We start from the raw sequence: 17,652 nt of genomic DNA, 5'->3' as shown, positions 1-17,652 counted from the left end.
CTGCTCTCATCAATTATTAACCACAACTGCACTCGCTAATTGTCTTATTGTTCTTGGTGTTGTCTATATGGAACTTAGAGCACACAATTAAAAGGGAAATAAAAGGGTCGTTATGCTCGGAATCAATCTTCAACCTTCTCAATCCCTATCTTCGCCTGGACCTCTGGCCATTCGACGACGTAGCCCTTGGCCTCTCCGAAGATTACCTCGGTCGCCCTGGTTTCCTTCTTTATGTAGTCGAGGTTCTCGCTGAGCAGTTCGCGGTTCTCGTCGGTGGTCTCTATGGTGACGACGATTCTGTCGTTCACGTCGAGGTCAAGGCGCTTGCGCATCTCCTGTATCCTTCTGACGAACTCCCTGGCGAGGCCTTCGGCGAGGAGCTCTCTGGTGAGGGTCTTGTCCACGAAGACCCTTCCACCCTCGAACTCCTCACTGACAAAGAAGTCCGGCAGCTTCTCTTCTATGCTCAGGTGCTCCCTCGTGAGGTGGAAGGTCTTGCCCTCGATTTCTACGTCCATCTCGCCCTTCTCGTAGAGTTCCCTTCCGTGCTCGTTTATCCAGGCTATCACGAGCTTTGCGTCGCCCTTGAACTCCGGGCCAACTTTCGCGAAGTTCGGCTTTATGACGAGCTCGCGCTCGACCTTTCCGACGACCACTTCTTTGGCGTTGAGCTGGTCGCGCAGGATTCTGTTGAGCCTCTCGACGGCCCTCTTTACTGTCCCGTCCTCGGTCTCGACGATTATTCTCCTGACCGGGTAGCGGAGCTTTATCTTGGCCCTCTGCCTGGCGCTTGAGCCCGCTTCGACTATCTTCCTCACCGCCTCCATCTCGCGTTCAAGCTCCTCGTCTATGGCCTTCTCGTCGGGCTTCGGCCAGTCGAGCATGTGGACGCTCTCCACGCCGAGGAACGGCCTGTGCATGTTCTGGTATATCTCCTCGGCTATGTACGGTGTAAACGGTGCCATCAGCCTCAGCAGGACGTCGAAGACCTTCCAGACGGTGTAGTATGCAGCTAACTTGTCTGGGTCGTCGCCCTCGACCCACATGCGCTTCCTGATTAAGCGAACGTACCACCTGCTCAGGTCCTCGACGACGAAGTTGTAGATTGCCCTGGTTGCCTTCGTCAGCCTGAAGGTCTCTATCCCCTCCTCCACGTCCTTTATGAGCCCGTTGACCCTGCTGAGTATCCATCTGTCCTCCTCACGGAACGGAAGCTCCTCTGGCTTGAGCTTCGTCGGGTCGAAGTTGTCGAGGCTCATGTAAGTGGCGCTGAGCACGTAGACGTTCCAGAGTATGTTGAGCATTCTCTTGACCTGAGCCAGTCCCTTCCAGCTGAAGCGGAGGTTCTCCCAGGGGTTGGTGGCCCAGAGCATGTAGAAGCGGAACGGGTCCCTTCCCTCCTTCTGGACGACCTCCTCGGGCCTTATGATGTTGCCGAGGCTCTTGCTCATCTTGTCGCCCTTCTCGTCGAGGACGTAGCCGTGCATGGCAACCGCTCTGTATGGCACGGTGTCGAAGGCTATGACGCTGGCGGCCTGCTGGGAGTAGAACCACTTCGTAACCTGGTCTTCGCCCTCGACTATGAAGTCGGCCGGCCAGAGCTTCTCAAAGAGCTCCCTGTTGCGCGGGTAGTCAAGCGAAGCCCAGCTCGCTATTCCGCTGTCGAACCAGACGTCAACGACGTCCTTTACTCTTCTCATCTCCTTGCCGTTGACCTTTATGATGAAGGCATCGACGTAGGGCCTGTGCAAATCTTCTGGACCAAGCTTCTCCTCTATGACCCTGAGTTTCTCGGTGTAGTCCTCCGGAAGCTCTATCCTCTCGCCGTTAACCTCTATGGCCACAGAAAGTCTTACAAGCTCCTCAAAGCTTCCAACGACGTATATCTCGCCGTCCTCGCTCTGCCATATCGGGAGCGGTATTCCCCAGTACCTCTGCCTGCTTATGACCCAGTCGCCCGAGTTCATGACGCCGTTGTCGTATCTAACCTTCACCCAGTCAGGATACCAGGTGACCTTCTCGTCGTTCTCCTTGATTATCTTGTCCTTGACTTTACTCACCTTGAGGAACCACTGGTCGGTTGCCCTGAAAATCAGCGGGGTCTTACAGCGCCAGCAGTGCGGGTATTTGTGCTCTATCGTTCCAGCCTTCACGAGGTAGCCCTTCTCCTTGAGGTGCTCTATTATTTCCGGGTCGGCGTCCTTTACATAGACGCCCTTCCACCTGCCCTCGGTGTAGCGACCCTGGTCGTCGACCGGGCTGTAAACCGGCAGACTGTACTTCTGCCCGACCTCGAAGTCCTCTTCACCGTGGCCTGGCGCGGTGTGAACCAATCCGGTACCGTCCTCAAGCGTGACGTGCTCGCCGAGGATTACGCAGTGAGCCCACTCGTACTTCTCGCGGAACTCCCTCTGCCTCGGATACTCGTCGAGAAGGACGTGAACGTATCTCACTCCCTCAAGCTCCTCGCCCTTGAACTCATCGACCACTTCGCCCTTGACCCCGACCTCGCTCAGAACGCGCTCGACGAGGGCCTTCGCGATTATCCAGTACTCCTCGCCGTTCTCTGTCTTGACCCTGACCCTCGCGTACTCGTACTCGGGGTGAACTGTAACGGCTAAGTTGGCCGGAAGCGTCCAGGGCGTTGTCGTCCAGATGAGGAGGTATTCCCTATCCCTGCCCTCGACCGGGAACTTGACGTAGATGCTCGGGTCCTTCCTGACCTTGTACTCACCGCGAACCTCGTGCTCGGCCAGAGCGGTCTCACAGCGCGGGCACCAGTGCAAAACCCTCTTGTCCTTCTCCAAAAGCCCCTTCTCCCAGGCTTTCTTGAGGGTAAACCAGCCCGATTCGATGTACTCGTTCTTTATCGTCATGTAGGGGTTGTCCCAGTCCATCCAGATTCCGAGCATCTTGAACTGCTCGGTCATGACTTTGAGGTTGTTAAGGGCGAACTCCTTGCACTTCTTGATGAAGTTGTCAACGCCTATCTCGGTCTCGATGTCCTTCTTGGTCTTAAGGCCGAGGGCCTGCTCGACCTTGACCTCTATCGGCAGGCCGTGCATGTCGAAGCCCGGCTGTCTGCGAACGTTGTAGCCCTGCATCGTCCTGAAGCGGATTATCATGTCCTTGATTATCTTGTTCCAGGCAGTTCCAAGGTGTATTGCACCGCTCACGTACGGCGGTCCGTCGAGGAAGTAGTACTTCGGGCCGTTCGCCCTGCTGGCCTTGACCTTCTCGTAGGTGTCGTTCTCCTTCCAAAAGGCCTCTATCTTCTCCTCCAGCTTGCCTGGGTTGTATTCCCTAAACTCCGGCTCCTTAATCATCCCAGAACCCTCCAGAAGTGATAGTTAAGGCTAACCCAGAAGAGGGCTTAAGCCTCGAAACGGGCGGAGCGAAGGATAAAACACTCCCCCCTCATGGGTATCGGGGCAGAGTTGGGAAGTTAGCTTATAAGGTTTTCTGCCGAGTTTTTTCGGTGGTGGCATGAGAATCGCGGTCGGCTCTACCAATCCGACGAAGGTTAAGGCCGTTGAGAACGTGATGCGGAGGATTTACGGCGACGTTGATGTCATAGGGGTTGAGGTTGACAGTGGCGTCCCAGACCAGCCGATTGGAATCGAGGAGATAGTGAGGGGTGCTATAAACAGGGCGAAGAGGGCTTTGGAGAAGACCAACGCTGACCTCGGCGTCGGAATCGAGGCGGGAATCTACCCCTTCCCAGGAACGCTGACCGGCTATCTCGACGTTCAGGTCTGCGCGGTGGCGAGTCCCGACGGGAGGATAACGATAGGCCACAGCCCCGGCTTCGAGTATCCGCCTGTTGTAATCAAGAGAATCATTAAAGAGGGAGTTGAGGCAGGCGTGGCGATGGGCGAGCTCGTCAAAGACCTTGAACTCAAGAGGAAGGTCGGCGCGATAGGCGTTTTGAGTAAAGGATTGCTCACGAGGACGGAACTCAACGAGATTGCAGTCCTGATGGCGATGATACCGAGGATGAATCCAAGTTTATTCTTTTGATACCTCCAAGAGGTCAGCAAGATGTGAGATTTCTTCTACGCCTCTCCATTTGTCAGTCAGTTTTGAGCACAAGTTCTCAAAGAGATTTTCAAAGCATCTGGGCCCAAATACGAGGTGAAGCAAGCTGAGCTTTCTCTTTTTCCAGGTGTCCCCGTCAATATCCTTGAACTTTGAGACAGGGCCAAGAACCTTTTTGTAGACTTCAAGTTCAAGGCTGTCTAGTTCTTTCTCGACATTTTTGAAAATCTTAAACAGTAGGTCCTCCATGTATCCTTCATAGGCCAGTGTGGAAACGGGAACTTCTCCTTTTGGGTTGTTCAGCCTGTTTAGTATACTCCATGCATCACGGTCCCCAACAAAAATTACCCCGTTTAGAGTTTCATGGATTTCCTCAGCGACGCGCCGAAGGGGTTTTATCGCCGACGCGATTTTTAAGAAGTTGTCTTTGCCTTCCACACTTGCTATTACAATGCTTTCGTCATTAGGAGTTCTGACAATTCGTATAACACCATCCACCTGGAAGTTTATCAGAAGGTTCCTGAAATGCCTTCTAATGGGGGATGCATAATCGGACCTGGTTATATCCTCTAGGCAAAACACTTTGACAAGAATTGACCTTATAAGGAGAACATCAAGGGGACCTTCAGTGAATATTATTTTCACCTTAAATCCACCCCTATGGTGTTAATTGCTACATTGGCCTCTGAACCGTTGTAGACTTCAACGTTTGGGACACCCCCGTCTATTGATTTGAATCTAAAAACCCTGACCTCTGACTCGACACCTAATTTCGCACAGCTATCAAGAACGTACCCGAGGAATTCTATGCTGTGGGTCGTTATGAACACCTGAGATTTCGTTTTTGCTATCTCTTCCGCGAGGATTTTCATCAAACCGGGATGAAGGTGGTTCTCGGGTTCCTCTAAAAGGACTGTAACTGGTTTTTCTGTGTTCAGGGCATAATAATAGCCCATTGCCGTTTTTATACCGTCCCCCAGCAGGGACATTGGGATTTTCTCTCCGCTCTCCATGAGCAGGATAATCTCTGCGATTTTCTTGTATATCCTTTTAATAGGGCTTCCTGTCACTTTCTGAAGAAATACTCTTAGGTTATCTACATCAATCAGAGAAAACTCTTCAAGCTTTACAACGACTTCCGAGATTGAGGACGTGCCGTAGTAGGGAGTTCTGAAGGTATTGTCATCGAGGAGGATTGCGCGTTTGCGAGAGGCGGAATATCTTGGCCATTTGAGTACGTATCTCGTATATTCACCGTATTCAACTGGTTCGATTTCTACGACCGGCCCACCATAGTTAGCCATGATTACGAGTCTTCTTTCGGTTTCCCCGGAAACATACTTATCCAATGTGCGTTGATTCCAGAGCCTTAGTTCGGATGTTGTAATGTTCGAGCTTATTGTGATTGGCTGGTAGGGCTCTCTGAAGAAATATGAAATATAGACCATGGGGTCTTCTTCCGCAAGGGGTTTTCTTATGTACGGGTTCAATCCCCTTCTGAATAGAATTGTCTTTATGGGGTGTCTCCTGAGGAGGTCTCTGCCGCCCCATGTTGTGTTCAGGTATATGGCCTCAAGAACGGTGCTCTTTCCCACCCCATTCTTCCCGATGAACACGTTAATTTTGGACAAGTTATTGAGCTCCAACTCTGATATTGCCCTGAAGTTCCTTATCGTAATCCAATCAAGATATTCCATTCTCCTCCCCTATTGATGCCCTTATCTCTCTATAACTATAAAATTTTCTAACGGTAAGAAATGTGCCCTCCCCGACCGTCCCCCGGTCACTTCTCCCGGAGGCGTGAGAGGGGAGGGCGGTTAAGGTTAGGCCGGTGAGAATTTTAAGCTTTTGCGGAACTCACGTGCAAACATTGCCAACGGTAGGGTTTTATAATCCGTCGCGGATAAAAAGAATGGGGAGAGTTATGGCGTCTGATGTGAGGGCGATTGAGTTAATGCTTAAGACCGACGAAGAGGCCAGGCGTTCGGTCAGTGAATGGATTGTCCAGCTCGCGAGGAAAATTCATGAGAAGCCTGAGGACATAGTGTGGTTTTTTGAGATGAAACGACTGATGAAGGAAGTTGAAAGGCTGGCCAATACCGTTACTGATGAAGAGCTTGAAAAGTGGGAACGGGAACTGGAGGAGGAGCATGTTGGGATAGATTACAACCTTGAGGAACTTATGAAGATAGGTGAGCGGAGTTTTAAGAAGTTTAAGCGCATCGAGGTGAAGTTGAGAGAGTTAGGAGTTGTTTGAGATGGCGGGTAAAATCAAAGTTGTGTTAGATACATCCGTCCTTATTAGTGCGTTGAAGTCTAAGGACCTTCCAAAATCTCCAGCGTGGCAGATATTAAAGGCCCTTCAAAGGGGCTATATCGTAAATTTTGTCTCAGATGAAATTATCGAGGAAATGAAAACTCAGATTCTCGGCATCGGTATGGAAACGGGGCTTACGAGACGTGCATTGCGGATTTTGGCGATGGTTATTAAAAACAGTGTCATGGTTCGTCCTCGGCGAAAGTTCTCCGATGACCCTGAGTTCCTAAAGAACCTGAGGGACCCGAACGACGCTAAGTTCTTTGACGTGGCCTACGCCAAGAAAGTGGATTATATTATCTCAGAAAACACCAAGCACATCGTCCAGATGAGGGATGAAGCTACCAAAACTTATCGTTTTGATGGAAGAAAAGTTAAAATTCTGAGGGCGGGAGAATTTGTAAGAGAAGCCTTACGATGAAGCTTTCTCCTCGACCTGCCTCTCTTCCTCGGGCTCGCCCTTTCTCCTGCTCTCGTTCTTGATGACCTGTATCACGTAGTCTATGAACTTCCTGACCTCCTCAAGCTCCTCCTCGGGAATGTCCTGAATCTTCTTGTTCTTGCTCTTGTAGGTGAGCAGTTTGAGGAGCGCGAGCCTTCCAAGGGCCGTCCTCGTGCTTATCTCCCCGTTCTTCCAGTCTCGCCATATGGCGTTCGCTATGCCGTAGAACTCCGGAATGCTGTCGAGTCCCGGGTCGCCGACGTCTATGACCTCCTTTCCAAGGTACTTGTAGCGCTTCTCCTTCTCCTCCTTTGATAACTCCTTGGTGCGGTCCTTTATGTACTCGTGCACCATGACCATCACCTCCGCTTTAAGAATAGGTGGAAGTTTTTATTAACCTTTCGTTAGTTTTTCCTTATCTCGTTCCAAACGCCTGCCATTATGAGGAACGCGCCCGCCAGGGCCCTCTTCGTGAACCTCTCGCCGAGAATGACGAAGGCCGACAGGGAACCGAAGATTGGTTCCATCGAATAGATGAGAGCCGCCTTGTAGGCCGTCGTGTGCTTCTGGTACTTGACCTGAAGGGTGAACGCTATGACGGTTCCAAAGAGGGCCGTGTAGAGCAGTCCAAGCCAGGGGAGCACCTCCCTTGGAAAAACCCTGGGCTCGAACGCCAGAGCGAAGATTAAGGAAAAGACGAAGTTCCAGAAAATCTGCCAGAAGGCCAGGCTGAGGTAGTCCTTCTCGCCGAAGCGCTGGACGAGGACTATCTGAAATGCAAAGCTAACCGCGCAGAGGGCCGTTAGGAGGTCGCCGTAGCCGATGCTTGAGCTTGCCCCCGAGATGAGGTACAGCCCGGTGAGGGCGATGGCGAGCGACAGAACGTCCCTAGCCTTGACCCTTTCCCCGAGGAGGAAGTAAGATATGAAGGGCGTGAACACGACGTAGAGAGACGTTATGAAGGCCGAGTTCGATGCGGTGGTGTACTTGAGGCCGACAATCTGGAAGCCGTGGCCGAAGAATAGGGTGAGCCCGAGGAGGAAGCCCTCGCGCATAGTTTCCTTCCTGAGGACCTTCGAGCGGAAGATGATTAGCATTAGAAGCGACGCGATGCCGAAGCGATAAGCCAGGAAGAGAATCGGCGGAAGGTAGTCCAGACTGACCTTCATCGCCGGAAAGGTGAAACCCCACATGGCGGTTATCGTGAGAAGTACGAGCTCGGCCCTCTTCATCGAGCCGAGTTGCTACTGGACTTTAAAAAGCTACTCCCCGGGTCCGTTGATGCAGGACATGTTCATTGAAAGGAGCATCTCCACGTAACCGCTTTCGAGGTTCTGGCGGATTTTGCCGGCCAGCTCTCTGAGCTCCTCCTCTTCGAGCGGTTTCTTCGTTTTCAGCCACTTTATCAGCCCGTCCCTCTTGTCGAGGATTACGACGTCTCCTTCCGTGATGAGCGGGACGTAGTTCATCTTTATTCCGTAAAGCTCCTCCGCGAAGGCCAGCTTCGCTCTCAGCAGTTCGAGGTAGTTGGCCAGCTCCTCCCCAAGGAGTTCCCTCAAGAGTCTCTTCATTCTCCCACCAACTGTACTTTGCTGGACAGGTTTATTAACCTATCGGGCAGATATGGGTAGGAAAAGGCGATAAGGGTTGAGGACGTATCACTATCGGTGAGACTATGTTTATGAAGTACGCCCACCACTTTCACGCCTACCAGCCGGGCGACATAGTTTACGTTGAGGACGGCGACGGCTCCGGTCCGATAGAGTACGAGGAGCGGAAAAGCCCGGTCGCGATTAGAATCGGCGATGAGGAGGTTAGAGGCGAGAACTGGACGCGGGCGATGCTCTACTCCTATGAGAGGATTTCCGATGTTCTATCACGGCTCAAGGGAGTCAGCGTCGATATCGAACCCTTCACGTTCCTCATGCTCCTTCGGTACAGAAGGGGGGCCTTTGAGAGGACCCTTGAGCTCCTCAAGACCCTCGACGCCGTTCCAACGGTTCCCTTCCACCCGATAATGCCCCACCTCGACGAGTTTGAGCAGGGAATCCTTGCAAGGGTTTCCTTTGACTTCTACGCCCCGCTGATTGGCGACAAGAGCGTCATCGGCTACTGGCTTCCGGAGGCCGTGATAACGAGAAGGACCGTTCAGCTCATTGAATCCCTCGCCGACAGGAAGCTCGTCTTCCTGCTCGATGAAAGACAGCTACTCTACGACTTCCCGCAGGCGAAGTACTCGTGCAACCGCTACTCAAACTCCTTCGTCTTCGGCCGCGAATGGGGCCTGAGCGACGCCTTCGCCTTCAACACCCTCGACGTCCCCGGGCTGGTAAACGAGACCCTCTCGCGGAGGGACGACTACAAGGAGAACCTAGGCGTTCCCTACCTGGTCTTTACCGCGAGCGACCTTGAGAGTCTGCTCGGAAATCCTGCACAGCTCGAGCGCTTCGTTGCCTGGATGGAGGGCCTTGAGAGAAACGGAGTTGAACGGATTTCGGCGCCTTCCTTCGTCTGGAAGAAGCTCTCCGGCGAGTTCAAGCGCCTCAAGGGGGAGTGCTCCTTCGAGATGCCCGTCAAAGAGTTCTCCAGCTGGAGCGACTACCTCGACCTGAGCCTCGACGGCAAGACGAGCGACTCGCGCTGGCTCGGTTACCGGAGGGCCGATGGAAGGGTCTTTGCAAGGGAAGTGAACGGGAGAAAAGTCTCCCAGCTCTGGAATGTAGCCTTCACGCGCCTTTTCGGCGAGCTCAACAGGACTGTGAGGCTCGGCGTTTTAAAGGGTCTGAAAGAGCTTAACGCCGACCCCGAGGAGTTCCTGGTCAGGTACGCGCGGGTCTTCTTCAGGGATTACTACGACTACTTTGGCCTGAGCACGTCGCTCAACTACGTCCTCGAGCCTGCCAACGGCGATAGGAACGCCCTACCGCTCGGCAGGGCCTACTACCTCATGCTCCTCGCCAACCACTCCTGCCCGCGCTTCTGGGAGAACCTCGACACCCGCGTTGCCTTCTCCAACGTCTCGGTCATGGCAAAGGCTCTGATTGAGCTGATGAAGTATTTCGAGGGAAGCGAGCTTCAGTCGCTCTTTATCGGGGCGTATCTCAAGATGCTCCGCTTTGATGACCTCTACCATGTATGGAACCTCTCCGCGATGCCGTCAATCGAGGGCTGGGAGACGGGTGAAGAGGCCTGGCGCGAGGCTTTGAAGCCCGAGGTTCCAACGAGCGGCTACAACGTCGTGACGAGGGCCGCGCTCTACGTAGGAAAACGTGACCTCTGGGGCGACCTGAGAAGCCTCGTTGAGGGCTACAACCTCGAGTGGGCAACCGCGGACACCGGCCACATCCCCGGCGAAAGGCACGGCCTTTGGGAGAACCCTGAGTACTGCGAGCACCGTAGGAGGTAAGTTTATATTTTGTTTCCCTAACTCCATAACCGGTGGTTTCAATGAAGCCCAAAAAGGGTTTCGAGCTGAGGGAATCACGGCTGGTTGAGCTCATCGAGAGGGGCTTCGATGGTAAGAGTGCCCTTGAATTCCGCTCTGCCCTCAATAAAATTCGGGGGAAGCTGGGAAAGAAGGAGCTCCTCCTACTCCTTGAGATTCCACTTCTCTCGGCTCAGGAAGAGATAGGCCTCGCGCTCCAGCTCCTTGGGAACGTAGTTTAACAGGACCTCCGCTTCCCTCACCGCGTCCCTTATTCCTTTTCCGAGAGACACCTGGTTCTTCTCGAGGAGTTCGATGATGACGTCCACAGCGCTCTCCCGGACGGCCTTTTCGGAGTAGAGCCTCTTTCCAATGACCCAGACCTTCTCGTTCTTCCTGTAGAAGTTCCGCCCCCGCTCGGTGAAGAATTCCGGGCCGGGCTTAATCTTGACTTTCTCGCGCCCGTCTCTATCAAGTTCGAGCATTATGAAGGCCTTCCCTTTTCTCCCGACGTTCCAGCCGAGGACGCGGAAGCCTTCCCTCTCAAGGGCCTTTTCAAAGCCCCTCGCGCTCCTCTCCAGCTGGGGCAAAAGGATGTCGTCCACCATATCGGGGACATCGATTAGGAGCGTTACAAGGGCTGTTCCCCTCTTCCTCAGCTCGTCGAGGTAGTTCCCCTTGGGTTTCTCCGGTGGGAAGAAGAAGTTGACCGAGGGGTTCTCAAGGAACTCCATCGCCTTGAAGTAGAAGCGCCCGTACTTCTCCCAGCTCAGGTTGGCCGAAACGTTCCGCCTCGGGTCGATGGGGTCTATCACTATCAGCGGTCTGTCCTCCTCGGTTTCCCTCTTCACGGTCTTAAGCGCGGTTTCCGGCTCTTTCCTCAGCCAGTCCGCCGGGTCTATTATCTTCTGCCTCAGTATGAAGTCCGCCTTCCCGACGACATCGAGGAAGGAGCCGTACTTGATGACGAGGATTTCGGCCAGGTAGCCGGAAAAGCCTCTCACGTAAATCTCGCTTCCATATGCGTTGATGCCCTTCAGGAAGCGCTTGAGCAGTCTAACCTCATCGTTCCGCCCGTTCAGGTTCTCGTTCACCCAGCGCGTGTGGAGTATCGAGCGGTCAACGGCGGTTCTAACGTCCCTCCAATTTCTGACGTCGTAGCAGGGCACGAGGTCAACGCTTACCCCCCTGTATCTCGCCCGGACGTATGGGTGCTCCGCGTAGGCTATCTCGTAGGAGTCGAGTTTTTCTGCTATGGCCTTCCCAAGCTCTAAACCTTTCTCCCTCAGCTCCTCAAGGGGAGTTCCGAGGGGGAAGGCCAGGAACAGGTCAACGTCGTGGTCTCCGGCTAAATAGGTGTCCTTCGCGAGCGAGCCGACGAAGTATGGCCTGACGTTGAAGCCGAGCTCCTCTATTCTCTCCTCGGCTATGCTCCTCAGCTCCCTCATGAGTTCCTCGACGAAGGTCCTCTCCTCATCGCTAGGCCTTATCTTGGAGAGCACTTTTTCCAGAACCTCGTCAACCTGCATTCCCTCACCTGTTGATTTAGAACTATCAAAATATTTATATATCTTTTGTTATCAAGCTATCAATTAGGTGTGGGCATGGAGGAGCTTGCCGTCGTGCAGAACCCCTGGTGGAGTGACGCGGACGCGATTTACCTCGATGATAAGGTTAAACGGGCGCTCTCAAGGGAACCCAAGCTTCTGTACCGCTTTGAGCCGGTGAACAAAATCCTGATAGGACCCAGGCAGGTTGGCAAGACAACCTACATGAAGCTTTCAATAGCTCATCTCATTGAATCCGGTGTTAATCCAAGAAACATCATGTACTTCTCCTGCGACCTCCTGAGGGACTACAAAGAAATCGTCTCCGTTGTCCGCTCGTTTCTGAGGAGGACTACCGGGAAGGCCTACGTTTTTCTCGACGAGGTTACGTTCGTTGATGGCTGGGAACGGGCGGTTAAGTTCCTCCTTGACTCACCTCTGGCTTCGAGGATGGTTCTTCAGGTTACGGGCTCGACGTCAGCTGGTCTCAAGAGGGAGAGCTTTCCGGGCCGAGAAATCAAAGTTGAGGAGTTCCTCCCCCTTGATTTTAGACTCGTCGCCTTCGTTTATCGGTCCCAGGTGAGGAAAATCAAGCTTCCCCACGAAAACCCCACGACTCCAAGAGAGTTCTACGAAAACGCCCTCGAGCTGTACCCCTACCTTGACGAGCTTCTCGGGGTTTTTGACCTCTATCTGAATTCCGGTGGCTATCCCCGTGCAATCTATGAGCTCTTAGCTGGTGAAATCTCGCCCGAAACCTATGAGATGGTCTACAATGCAACGGTTCTCGACGTTGTGAAGCTGGGGAGGAGTGAGAGAATTGCGCTCTCGCTTATCCTCGGTCTGCTCAGGCGCTACGGTGACAGGGTGAGCCTCAACTCCCTCGCCAAGGAGCTTGAAATCGGTTCCCACGTGACTGTCAGGGACTACTTAGAGCTCTTTGAAGAACTCTTCATTGGCAGGAACTACTTCCAGGTGAGGCTCCACGACATGACGCCCCTGTTCAGAAGGGAGCGGAAGTTCTATTTCCTTGACCCCCTCCTTGTTAGAACTTTCTCTCGGCTCTTCGGCGTGGCCGTGGACGAGTCAAGGGTCGTTGAGGGTGTCGTGGGTGAACATCTAAGCAGGCTCTTCCCCACTTACTACTTCTACGGCTCGAAGGAGGTTGATTTCATAGCCGGAAACCTTGGCGTTGAGGTAAAATGGAGGAAAAGCGTTTCCCTATCCGACTTCCCGAGGGTCGGCATAAAGAACAAAATCCTGCTCTCAAAGGCTGATATCGACTTCGTGGAACCCAGGAACCTTGCGATAATTCCCGTTCCGCTGTTCCTCTTCCAGCTTCATTCAGCGAGCTCGAACCTCGCAACGGTCTCGTAGATTGGCCCCTTCGGCGTCAGCGTGCTCTTCTTCAGCTCTATCGCCTCAACCTCGAACTCGCCGAAGTCCTCGTTAGCCAAATCCTTCAGCGCCATCGCCAGTTCAACCTTATCGCGGACGAACTTGACGCGCCCGATTGTTATGTGGGCCACGAAGTCCTTGTCCTTCTTGAAGCCGAGCCTTCTCATCTCGCGCTCGACGTCGTTCGCTATCGCCTTTATCCCCTTGTCGTTCTCGATTCCGGCCCAGATGACGCGGACGTAGTTCGGGTTCGGAAAGACGCCGATTCCCTTAACGCGAACGCGGTGCTTTTTGTGCTTCCTCGCTACTTCCGCCAGGGCCTTCTTGACCTCCTCCGCCGTTATCTCGTCAATCTCCCCGAGGAACTTGAGCGTCACGTGAAAGTTCTCCCGCTCGACGAACTTTATCTTCGCCGCTTTGCTCCCTATCCTCTCCTGGGCCTTCAGAAGGTTGTCGCGAACCTCGTCGCTCACATCTATCGCTATGAACGCCCTCATACCACCACCGAGAAAAGTTGGAGGGAGGGGTTAAAGGGGTTACTCCCTCACCACAACGGGGAACTCCTCCCAGGGGAAAACTATCCATTTGTCTGTTCTGAAGACGTAGAAGTCGGGAACAACCTTGGTCCAGGGCTTCATGCTGAGGCACGCGACCTTAACCTCCTTCGCCCCTGCCTTCTTGACCTCCTCGATGACGACCTCGAGGGTTTTTCCGGTGTCGCTGACGTCATCCACAATGACGACCTTCTTGCCCTCCAGTGAGCCGTGAAGGGGAATCGTTATCACGGGCTTCTCCATCCTCTCGTCGATGCCCTTGTAGAACTTGACGTCTATGACCTTGAGCTCCACGTCGCCCAAAACGTGGCTCAGCCTTACAGCTGGGATAAGCCCGCCCCTCGCGATTCCGACTATCACGTCGGGCATGAAGTGCTTTCTCAGTTCTTCGGCGAGCGCGAAGACTGCCCTATCAATCTGCCACCAGGTCAGGTAAACCTTGTCCATGGGAACACCTCCGAATAGCGTGAGTTCTCAACGCCGAACTTAAGCTTTGGGTGAGTGGTGGAAGTTAAAAGAAAGGCCTTAAAAAACCTATTTTGGCAGGAGAATGTTAAAAGATGTCTGGAGGAACGAAATTAAGGGGGCAAAGAAAACGGAAGAAACCCTCAGCTGATGACACACTTGCTCCAGCCGCAGCGCGGGCAGGTGGCGCAACCGCTCTCCATCCTGAGCTCTACCAGCTCTCCGTCTTTCTCGTAGCAGACAGGGCAGTAAGCCACTCCAAGGAGCTCCTTAATCTTCTCCTCAGGAATCTCCGGTTTCTCCGCGTGGTGCGGGTGCTCTGGCGTCTTTGGCGTGATGGTCTTTGCCGTGCTCAGGGAAAAGCTGAGCGCCGGCGCTTCCTTCTTCTCCTTCCCGTTGGTGCCGTTGAGTATGGCCTCGACGTTGATGAACTTGGCCAGCCAGGGCTCGGCCTCGACAACAGCCTTCAGCTTCTCGACCGCGTACTTGCTCGGCTTGGCTGGAACGCGCTTCCTCTTCTCGCCCTCGACGCTGTAGACCTGCACCGAGAGCGAGCCGTCGCGGTAGACGGTTATTCCTTTACAGCCGAGCTTGTAGGCTAAAAGGTATGCCGCTTTAACGTCCTCCACAGTCGCGTCGTTCGGCATGTTTATCGTCTTGCTCGCGCTGTCGGTGAGCCAGAGCTGTATGTTGGCCTGAGCCAAGATGTGGTCGAGCCAGTGGACGTCCATCGAGGTGACAAAAACGCGCTGCATGTCCTCGGGAATCTCCTCAAGGCCCTGCACTGAACCGTAGTTGTCGCTTATCTTCTTCAGCAGTTGCTCGCTCCAGAGACCGCGCTTCTTGAGCTCGGACTCGAAGACAGGGTCGACGTAGTAGAACTCGCCAACGGTAACGCTCTTCTTGTAAACGAGGGCAAAGATTGGCTCGATTCCGCTGGAGGTGTCCGCTATCATCGAAACCGAGCCAGTGGGTGGACAGGTGGTCACCATGCCGTTCCTGACTCCATGGCGCTTGATTTCCTCAACAAGCTCGTCCCACGGGAGCGTCCATATCTCGCGGTGGTAGAAGCCCTCGACCGGTAGCTCACCGTCCTTGTATCTGCTCTTCTCGTAGAGCGGGAACGTTCCGCGCTTTTTGGCGGCCTCAACGCTGTACTTGTAGGCGTAGAAGGTGAGGTACTCGGTGGCCTTCCTCATGAATGCGAAGCCTTCCTCGCTGTTGTACGGAATGCCGAGCTTGAAGAGGGCATCAGCTAGGCCCATCATTCCGACGCCTATTCTCCTTGTGAGCTTCGTGTTGTGGTCGATTTCAGGAAGCGGGAAGCGGTTGACGTCGATGGCGTTGTCGAGGTACTTGGCGACCTTTTGAATGACATAGGCGTACTCGTCCCAGTCGAAGTAGGGCTTCCCCTCGTCGTCATACTTCACGAACTTGGCGAGGTTGATGCTCGCGAGGTTGCACGATTCGTATTCGTAGAGGGGCTCTTCACCGCAGTTCTTGCTCACTATCCCGTTTGCTACGTACTCATGAACCTTTTTCATTGTCAACGTGTAAACGAGTCTCTTGCCAACCGGCTCTACACGCATGACCTTCCTGCATCCCTCTGGATAGACATCGACGCATAAGCCTGGCTTGAGGTCTTTCAGACGCACGTATTGGCCCTTAACCTTAACCTCATGCTCTTCGTCACCTATGAGTTCGGTTCCATCTTCGAGAACAATCTTTATTGCGGGCTTAAATCCGACCTTCCACACGTACGCTTCAACTTTTTCACCGTTTGATGCAATGACTTTTACTGGACTCAGGTATGCCCTCTGTTCGCCGCCCTCTCCGAGTACCCCATCATCAATAACGTTAATGGTTTCTGTCCCCTTTGACTTGGCCAGCTCAAAAAGTTCCTCGATTTTCATTTCTCCCTTTTCAGTTAAAATCCTCGTCTCCCCGACCACACACGGGTTGGTAGCTCTTATCGGCCCTCCCTTCGCTTCCGCCAAAACGTTCCTCCTGTTGATGACGTCGAAGAATATAACGCCGGGGTCGGCCTTGCTCCAGGCCATGAAGGCTAACTCCTCGAAGAGGCTCTTGGGGTCTATCTCCTTGACCTTCTCGCCGGTTCTTGGATTCACGAGCGGGTAGCGCTTGCCCTCCTTCAGCGCCTCCCAGAAGTCATCCCAGATGCCGACGCTTATGTTAAAGTTGCTCAGCACGTTGGTTCCAGTGTTTCTCTCCTTCGCGTGGATGAACTTCTCTATGTCCGGGTGCCAGACCTCGAGGATTCCCATGTTGGCGCCCCTTCTTACGCCTCCCTGCTTGATGACGTCGCTGACGGCATCGATGAGGTGCATGAAGGAAACTGGCCCGCTCGCGGCTCCGGCAGTAGAACCGACGAAATCGCCTTCGGGGCGGAGCTTTGAGAAATTAAGCCCCGTACCTCCACCCATTTTTTGTATCATGGCCACGTCGTGCGCGGCCTTCATTATGCTCTCCATGTCGTCCTCTATTGGGACAACGAAGCACGCCGAGAGCATTCCGAGGGGTCTGCCAGAGTTTATGAGTGCCGGCGTGTTGGGCATGAAGACCTGGCCGGCCATGAGCCTGAAGTACTCCTCTATTTCAGCCTCGTAGTCGTCGAAGGCCCCGTTTTCGAGCATGCCCAGGAACTCGTCTATCGAGACCTTCATCTTGCCCTTCTCCGCCAGCTCGCGGTAGAGGTTCACGAGCCTCTCGAAGTGGTACTTGTTGAGCTTGAAGCGTCCGATTGAGTACTTCCCGTCGAACTCCTCGAAGTGCTCAAGGTAGTACTTGACCCGGCTTAAATCCTGCTCGTGCTTTCCGTCTTTGTCGTAAACGCGCTCGTCGTAGAGCAAATCGGGGATGACCGCGAGGGTGGCGACCCTCTCAAAGAGCTCCCTGGGGCTCTCAACAATTTCCCCCTTCTCGTTCCTTATGAGGTATCTGCTCGCCAGAACGCGGAGGGCGTTGAGGGAGAAGCGCTTGTCGATTTCATCAAGCTTGTCCTTGTTGAGGATTTTCTTCTTCTCCTCCCTGATTTCGGCCTTCTTCTTGCGGTAGAGGATGTAGGCCTTGGCGACGTCGAAGAGGCCGGCGCGCATGAGCTCGAGCTCAACGATGTCCTGTATGTTCTCGATGTTGGGAATCTGGCCGTCGTAGAGCTCGTTGACGCGCCTGACGACCCTTCTGACAACCCTATTGAGCAGCTTTTCGTCGTGGATTCCAACTTCGAGCATTGCCCTCTGGATGGCCCACCTTATACGCTCCCTATCAAAAGGTACGATTCTACCGTCTCTTTTCATCACTTTTTCAACGGCCATATAAACACCCCTGACACACAGCTGTGTATAAATCTGACCATTGGTAAAATTATCAGCACCGCCACTCTCGCCGGGTTCCCTAATATACCTTGCCCCGCCTTGACTTGCCATCCTGACGAATTCTGACTTATC

At 53.6% G+C, this 17,652-nt stretch carries 16 protein-coding genes; 6 read left to right on the top strand and 10 right to left on the bottom strand.

Going from position 1 to position 17,652, the window contains the following annotated elements; genetic code table 11:
- Positions 1-122: 122 nt before the first annotated feature.
- Entirely contained in the window at positions 123-3,326 is a 3,204-nt protein-coding gene (ileS, locus tag E3E30_RS07775; protein WP_167729143.1) for an isoleucine--tRNA ligase, read from the bottom strand.
- A gap of 160 nt (positions 3,327-3,486) precedes the next feature.
- On the opposite strand from ileS, the gene yjjX reads away from it, so the two are divergent.
- Positions 3,487-4,020: an inosine/xanthosine triphosphatase gene (gene yjjX, locus E3E30_RS07770; protein WP_167729142.1), complete on the top strand. Its 534-nt coding sequence runs from the start codon at positions 3,487-3,489 to the stop codon at positions 4,018-4,020.
- On the opposite strand, the gene E3E30_RS07765 is transcribed toward yjjX, so the two are convergent.
- Positions 4,009-4,683 carry a hypothetical protein gene (locus E3E30_RS07765; protein WP_042691299.1) on the bottom strand — a complete coding sequence of 225 codons (675 nt, stop codon included), beginning with the start codon at positions 4,681-4,683 and terminating at the stop codon, positions 4,009-4,011. The two genes, yjjX and E3E30_RS07765, sit on opposite strands and share 12 nt — an antisense overlap.
- Positions 4,680-5,735: an ATP-binding protein gene (locus E3E30_RS07760; RefSeq protein WP_042691302.1), complete on the bottom strand. Its 1,056-nt coding sequence runs from the start codon at positions 5,733-5,735 to the stop codon at positions 4,680-4,682. The genes E3E30_RS07765 and E3E30_RS07760 overlap by 4 nt, the downstream gene beginning before the upstream one ends.
- A 215-nt stretch (positions 5,736-5,950) precedes the next feature.
- On the opposite strand from E3E30_RS07760, the gene E3E30_RS07755 reads away from it, so the two are divergent.
- Positions 5,951-6,295 carry a hypothetical protein gene (locus tag E3E30_RS07755; RefSeq protein ID WP_167729141.1) on the top strand — a complete coding sequence of 115 codons (345 nt, stop codon included), beginning with the start codon at positions 5,951-5,953 and terminating at the stop codon, positions 6,293-6,295.
- A gap of 1 nt (position 6,296) precedes the next feature.
- On the top strand, positions 6,297-6,776 hold the full coding sequence (locus E3E30_RS07750) for a putative toxin-antitoxin system toxin component, PIN family (protein ID WP_240922672.1): 480 nt from the start codon (positions 6,297-6,299) through the stop codon (positions 6,774-6,776).
- On the opposite strand, the gene E3E30_RS07745 is transcribed toward E3E30_RS07750, so the two are convergent.
- Genes E3E30_RS07745 through E3E30_RS07735 form a run of 3 tightly spaced genes read right to left on the bottom strand, consistent with a single transcriptional unit; the run spans position 6,768 to position 8,368 of the window.
- The gene (locus tag E3E30_RS07745) at positions 6,768-7,151 is read right to left on the bottom strand and encodes a hypothetical protein (RefSeq protein ID WP_099209590.1); all 384 of its coding nucleotides are present in this window, start codon (positions 7,149-7,151) and stop codon (positions 6,768-6,770) included. The two genes, E3E30_RS07750 and E3E30_RS07745, sit on opposite strands and share 9 nt — an antisense overlap.
- Before the next feature lie 50 nt (positions 7,152-7,201).
- Complete coding sequence (locus E3E30_RS07740; RefSeq protein WP_167729139.1) at positions 7,202-8,029, bottom strand: DMT family transporter; 828 nt, start codon at positions 8,027-8,029, stop codon at positions 7,202-7,204.
- A gap of 30 nt (positions 8,030-8,059) precedes the next feature.
- Positions 8,060-8,368 carry a hypothetical protein gene (locus E3E30_RS07735; RefSeq protein WP_167729138.1) on the bottom strand — a complete coding sequence of 103 codons (309 nt, stop codon included), beginning with the start codon at positions 8,366-8,368 and terminating at the stop codon, positions 8,060-8,062.
- Positions 8,369-8,472: 104 nt separating this feature from the next.
- Between E3E30_RS07735 and E3E30_RS07730 the strand changes: the two genes are divergently transcribed.
- Complete coding sequence (locus E3E30_RS07730) at positions 8,473-10,203, top strand: glycoside hydrolase (RefSeq protein WP_167729137.1); 1,731 nt, start codon at positions 8,473-8,475, stop codon at positions 10,201-10,203.
- Between the two features lie 32 nt (positions 10,204-10,235).
- Positions 10,236-10,463: a hypothetical protein gene (locus E3E30_RS07725; RefSeq protein WP_167729136.1), complete on the top strand. Its 228-nt coding sequence runs from the start codon at positions 10,236-10,238 to the stop codon at positions 10,461-10,463.
- Here E3E30_RS07725 and cca read toward each other — a convergent pair.
- On the bottom strand, positions 10,386-11,750 hold the full coding sequence (gene cca / locus E3E30_RS07720) for a CCA tRNA nucleotidyltransferase (RefSeq protein WP_167729135.1): 1,365 nt from the start codon (positions 11,748-11,750) through the stop codon (positions 10,386-10,388). The two genes, E3E30_RS07725 and cca, sit on opposite strands and share 78 nt — an antisense overlap.
- A 75-nt stretch (positions 11,751-11,825) precedes the next feature.
- Here cca and E3E30_RS07715 point away from each other — a divergent pair, with 75 nt between their 5' ends.
- Entirely contained in the window at positions 11,826-13,145 is a 1,320-nt protein-coding gene (locus E3E30_RS07715; RefSeq protein WP_167729134.1) for an ATP-binding protein, read from the top strand.
- On the opposite strand, the gene thpR is transcribed toward E3E30_RS07715, so the two are convergent.
- The 3 genes from thpR to E3E30_RS07700 all read right to left on the bottom strand — a co-directional run bounded on the left by thpR (position 13,109) and on the right by E3E30_RS07700 (position 17,520).
- Positions 13,109-13,663 carry an RNA 2',3'-cyclic phosphodiesterase gene (thpR, locus tag E3E30_RS07710; protein WP_167729133.1) on the bottom strand — a complete coding sequence of 185 codons (555 nt, stop codon included), beginning with the start codon at positions 13,661-13,663 and terminating at the stop codon, positions 13,109-13,111. The genes E3E30_RS07715 and thpR overlap by 37 nt on opposite strands.
- Positions 13,664-13,702: 39 nt before the next feature.
- Positions 13,703-14,167 carry a phosphoribosyltransferase gene (locus tag E3E30_RS07705; protein ID WP_042691329.1) on the bottom strand — a complete coding sequence of 155 codons (465 nt, stop codon included), beginning with the start codon at positions 14,165-14,167 and terminating at the stop codon, positions 13,703-13,705.
- Between the two features lie 161 nt (positions 14,168-14,328).
- On the bottom strand, positions 14,329-17,520 hold the full coding sequence (locus E3E30_RS07700) for an adenosylcobalamin-dependent ribonucleoside-diphosphate reductase (RefSeq protein WP_167729132.1): 3,192 nt from the start codon (positions 17,518-17,520) through the stop codon (positions 14,329-14,331).
- Between the last annotated feature and the right edge of the window lie 132 nt (positions 17,521-17,652).

Origin of the sequence: Thermococcus sp. 9N3, assembly GCF_012027685.1 — an archaeon.
Taxonomy (GTDB): Archaea; Methanobacteriota_B; Thermococci; order Thermococcales; family Thermococcaceae; genus Thermococcus; species Thermococcus nautili.
This window is presented reverse-complemented; position numbering and strand designations above follow the sequence as displayed.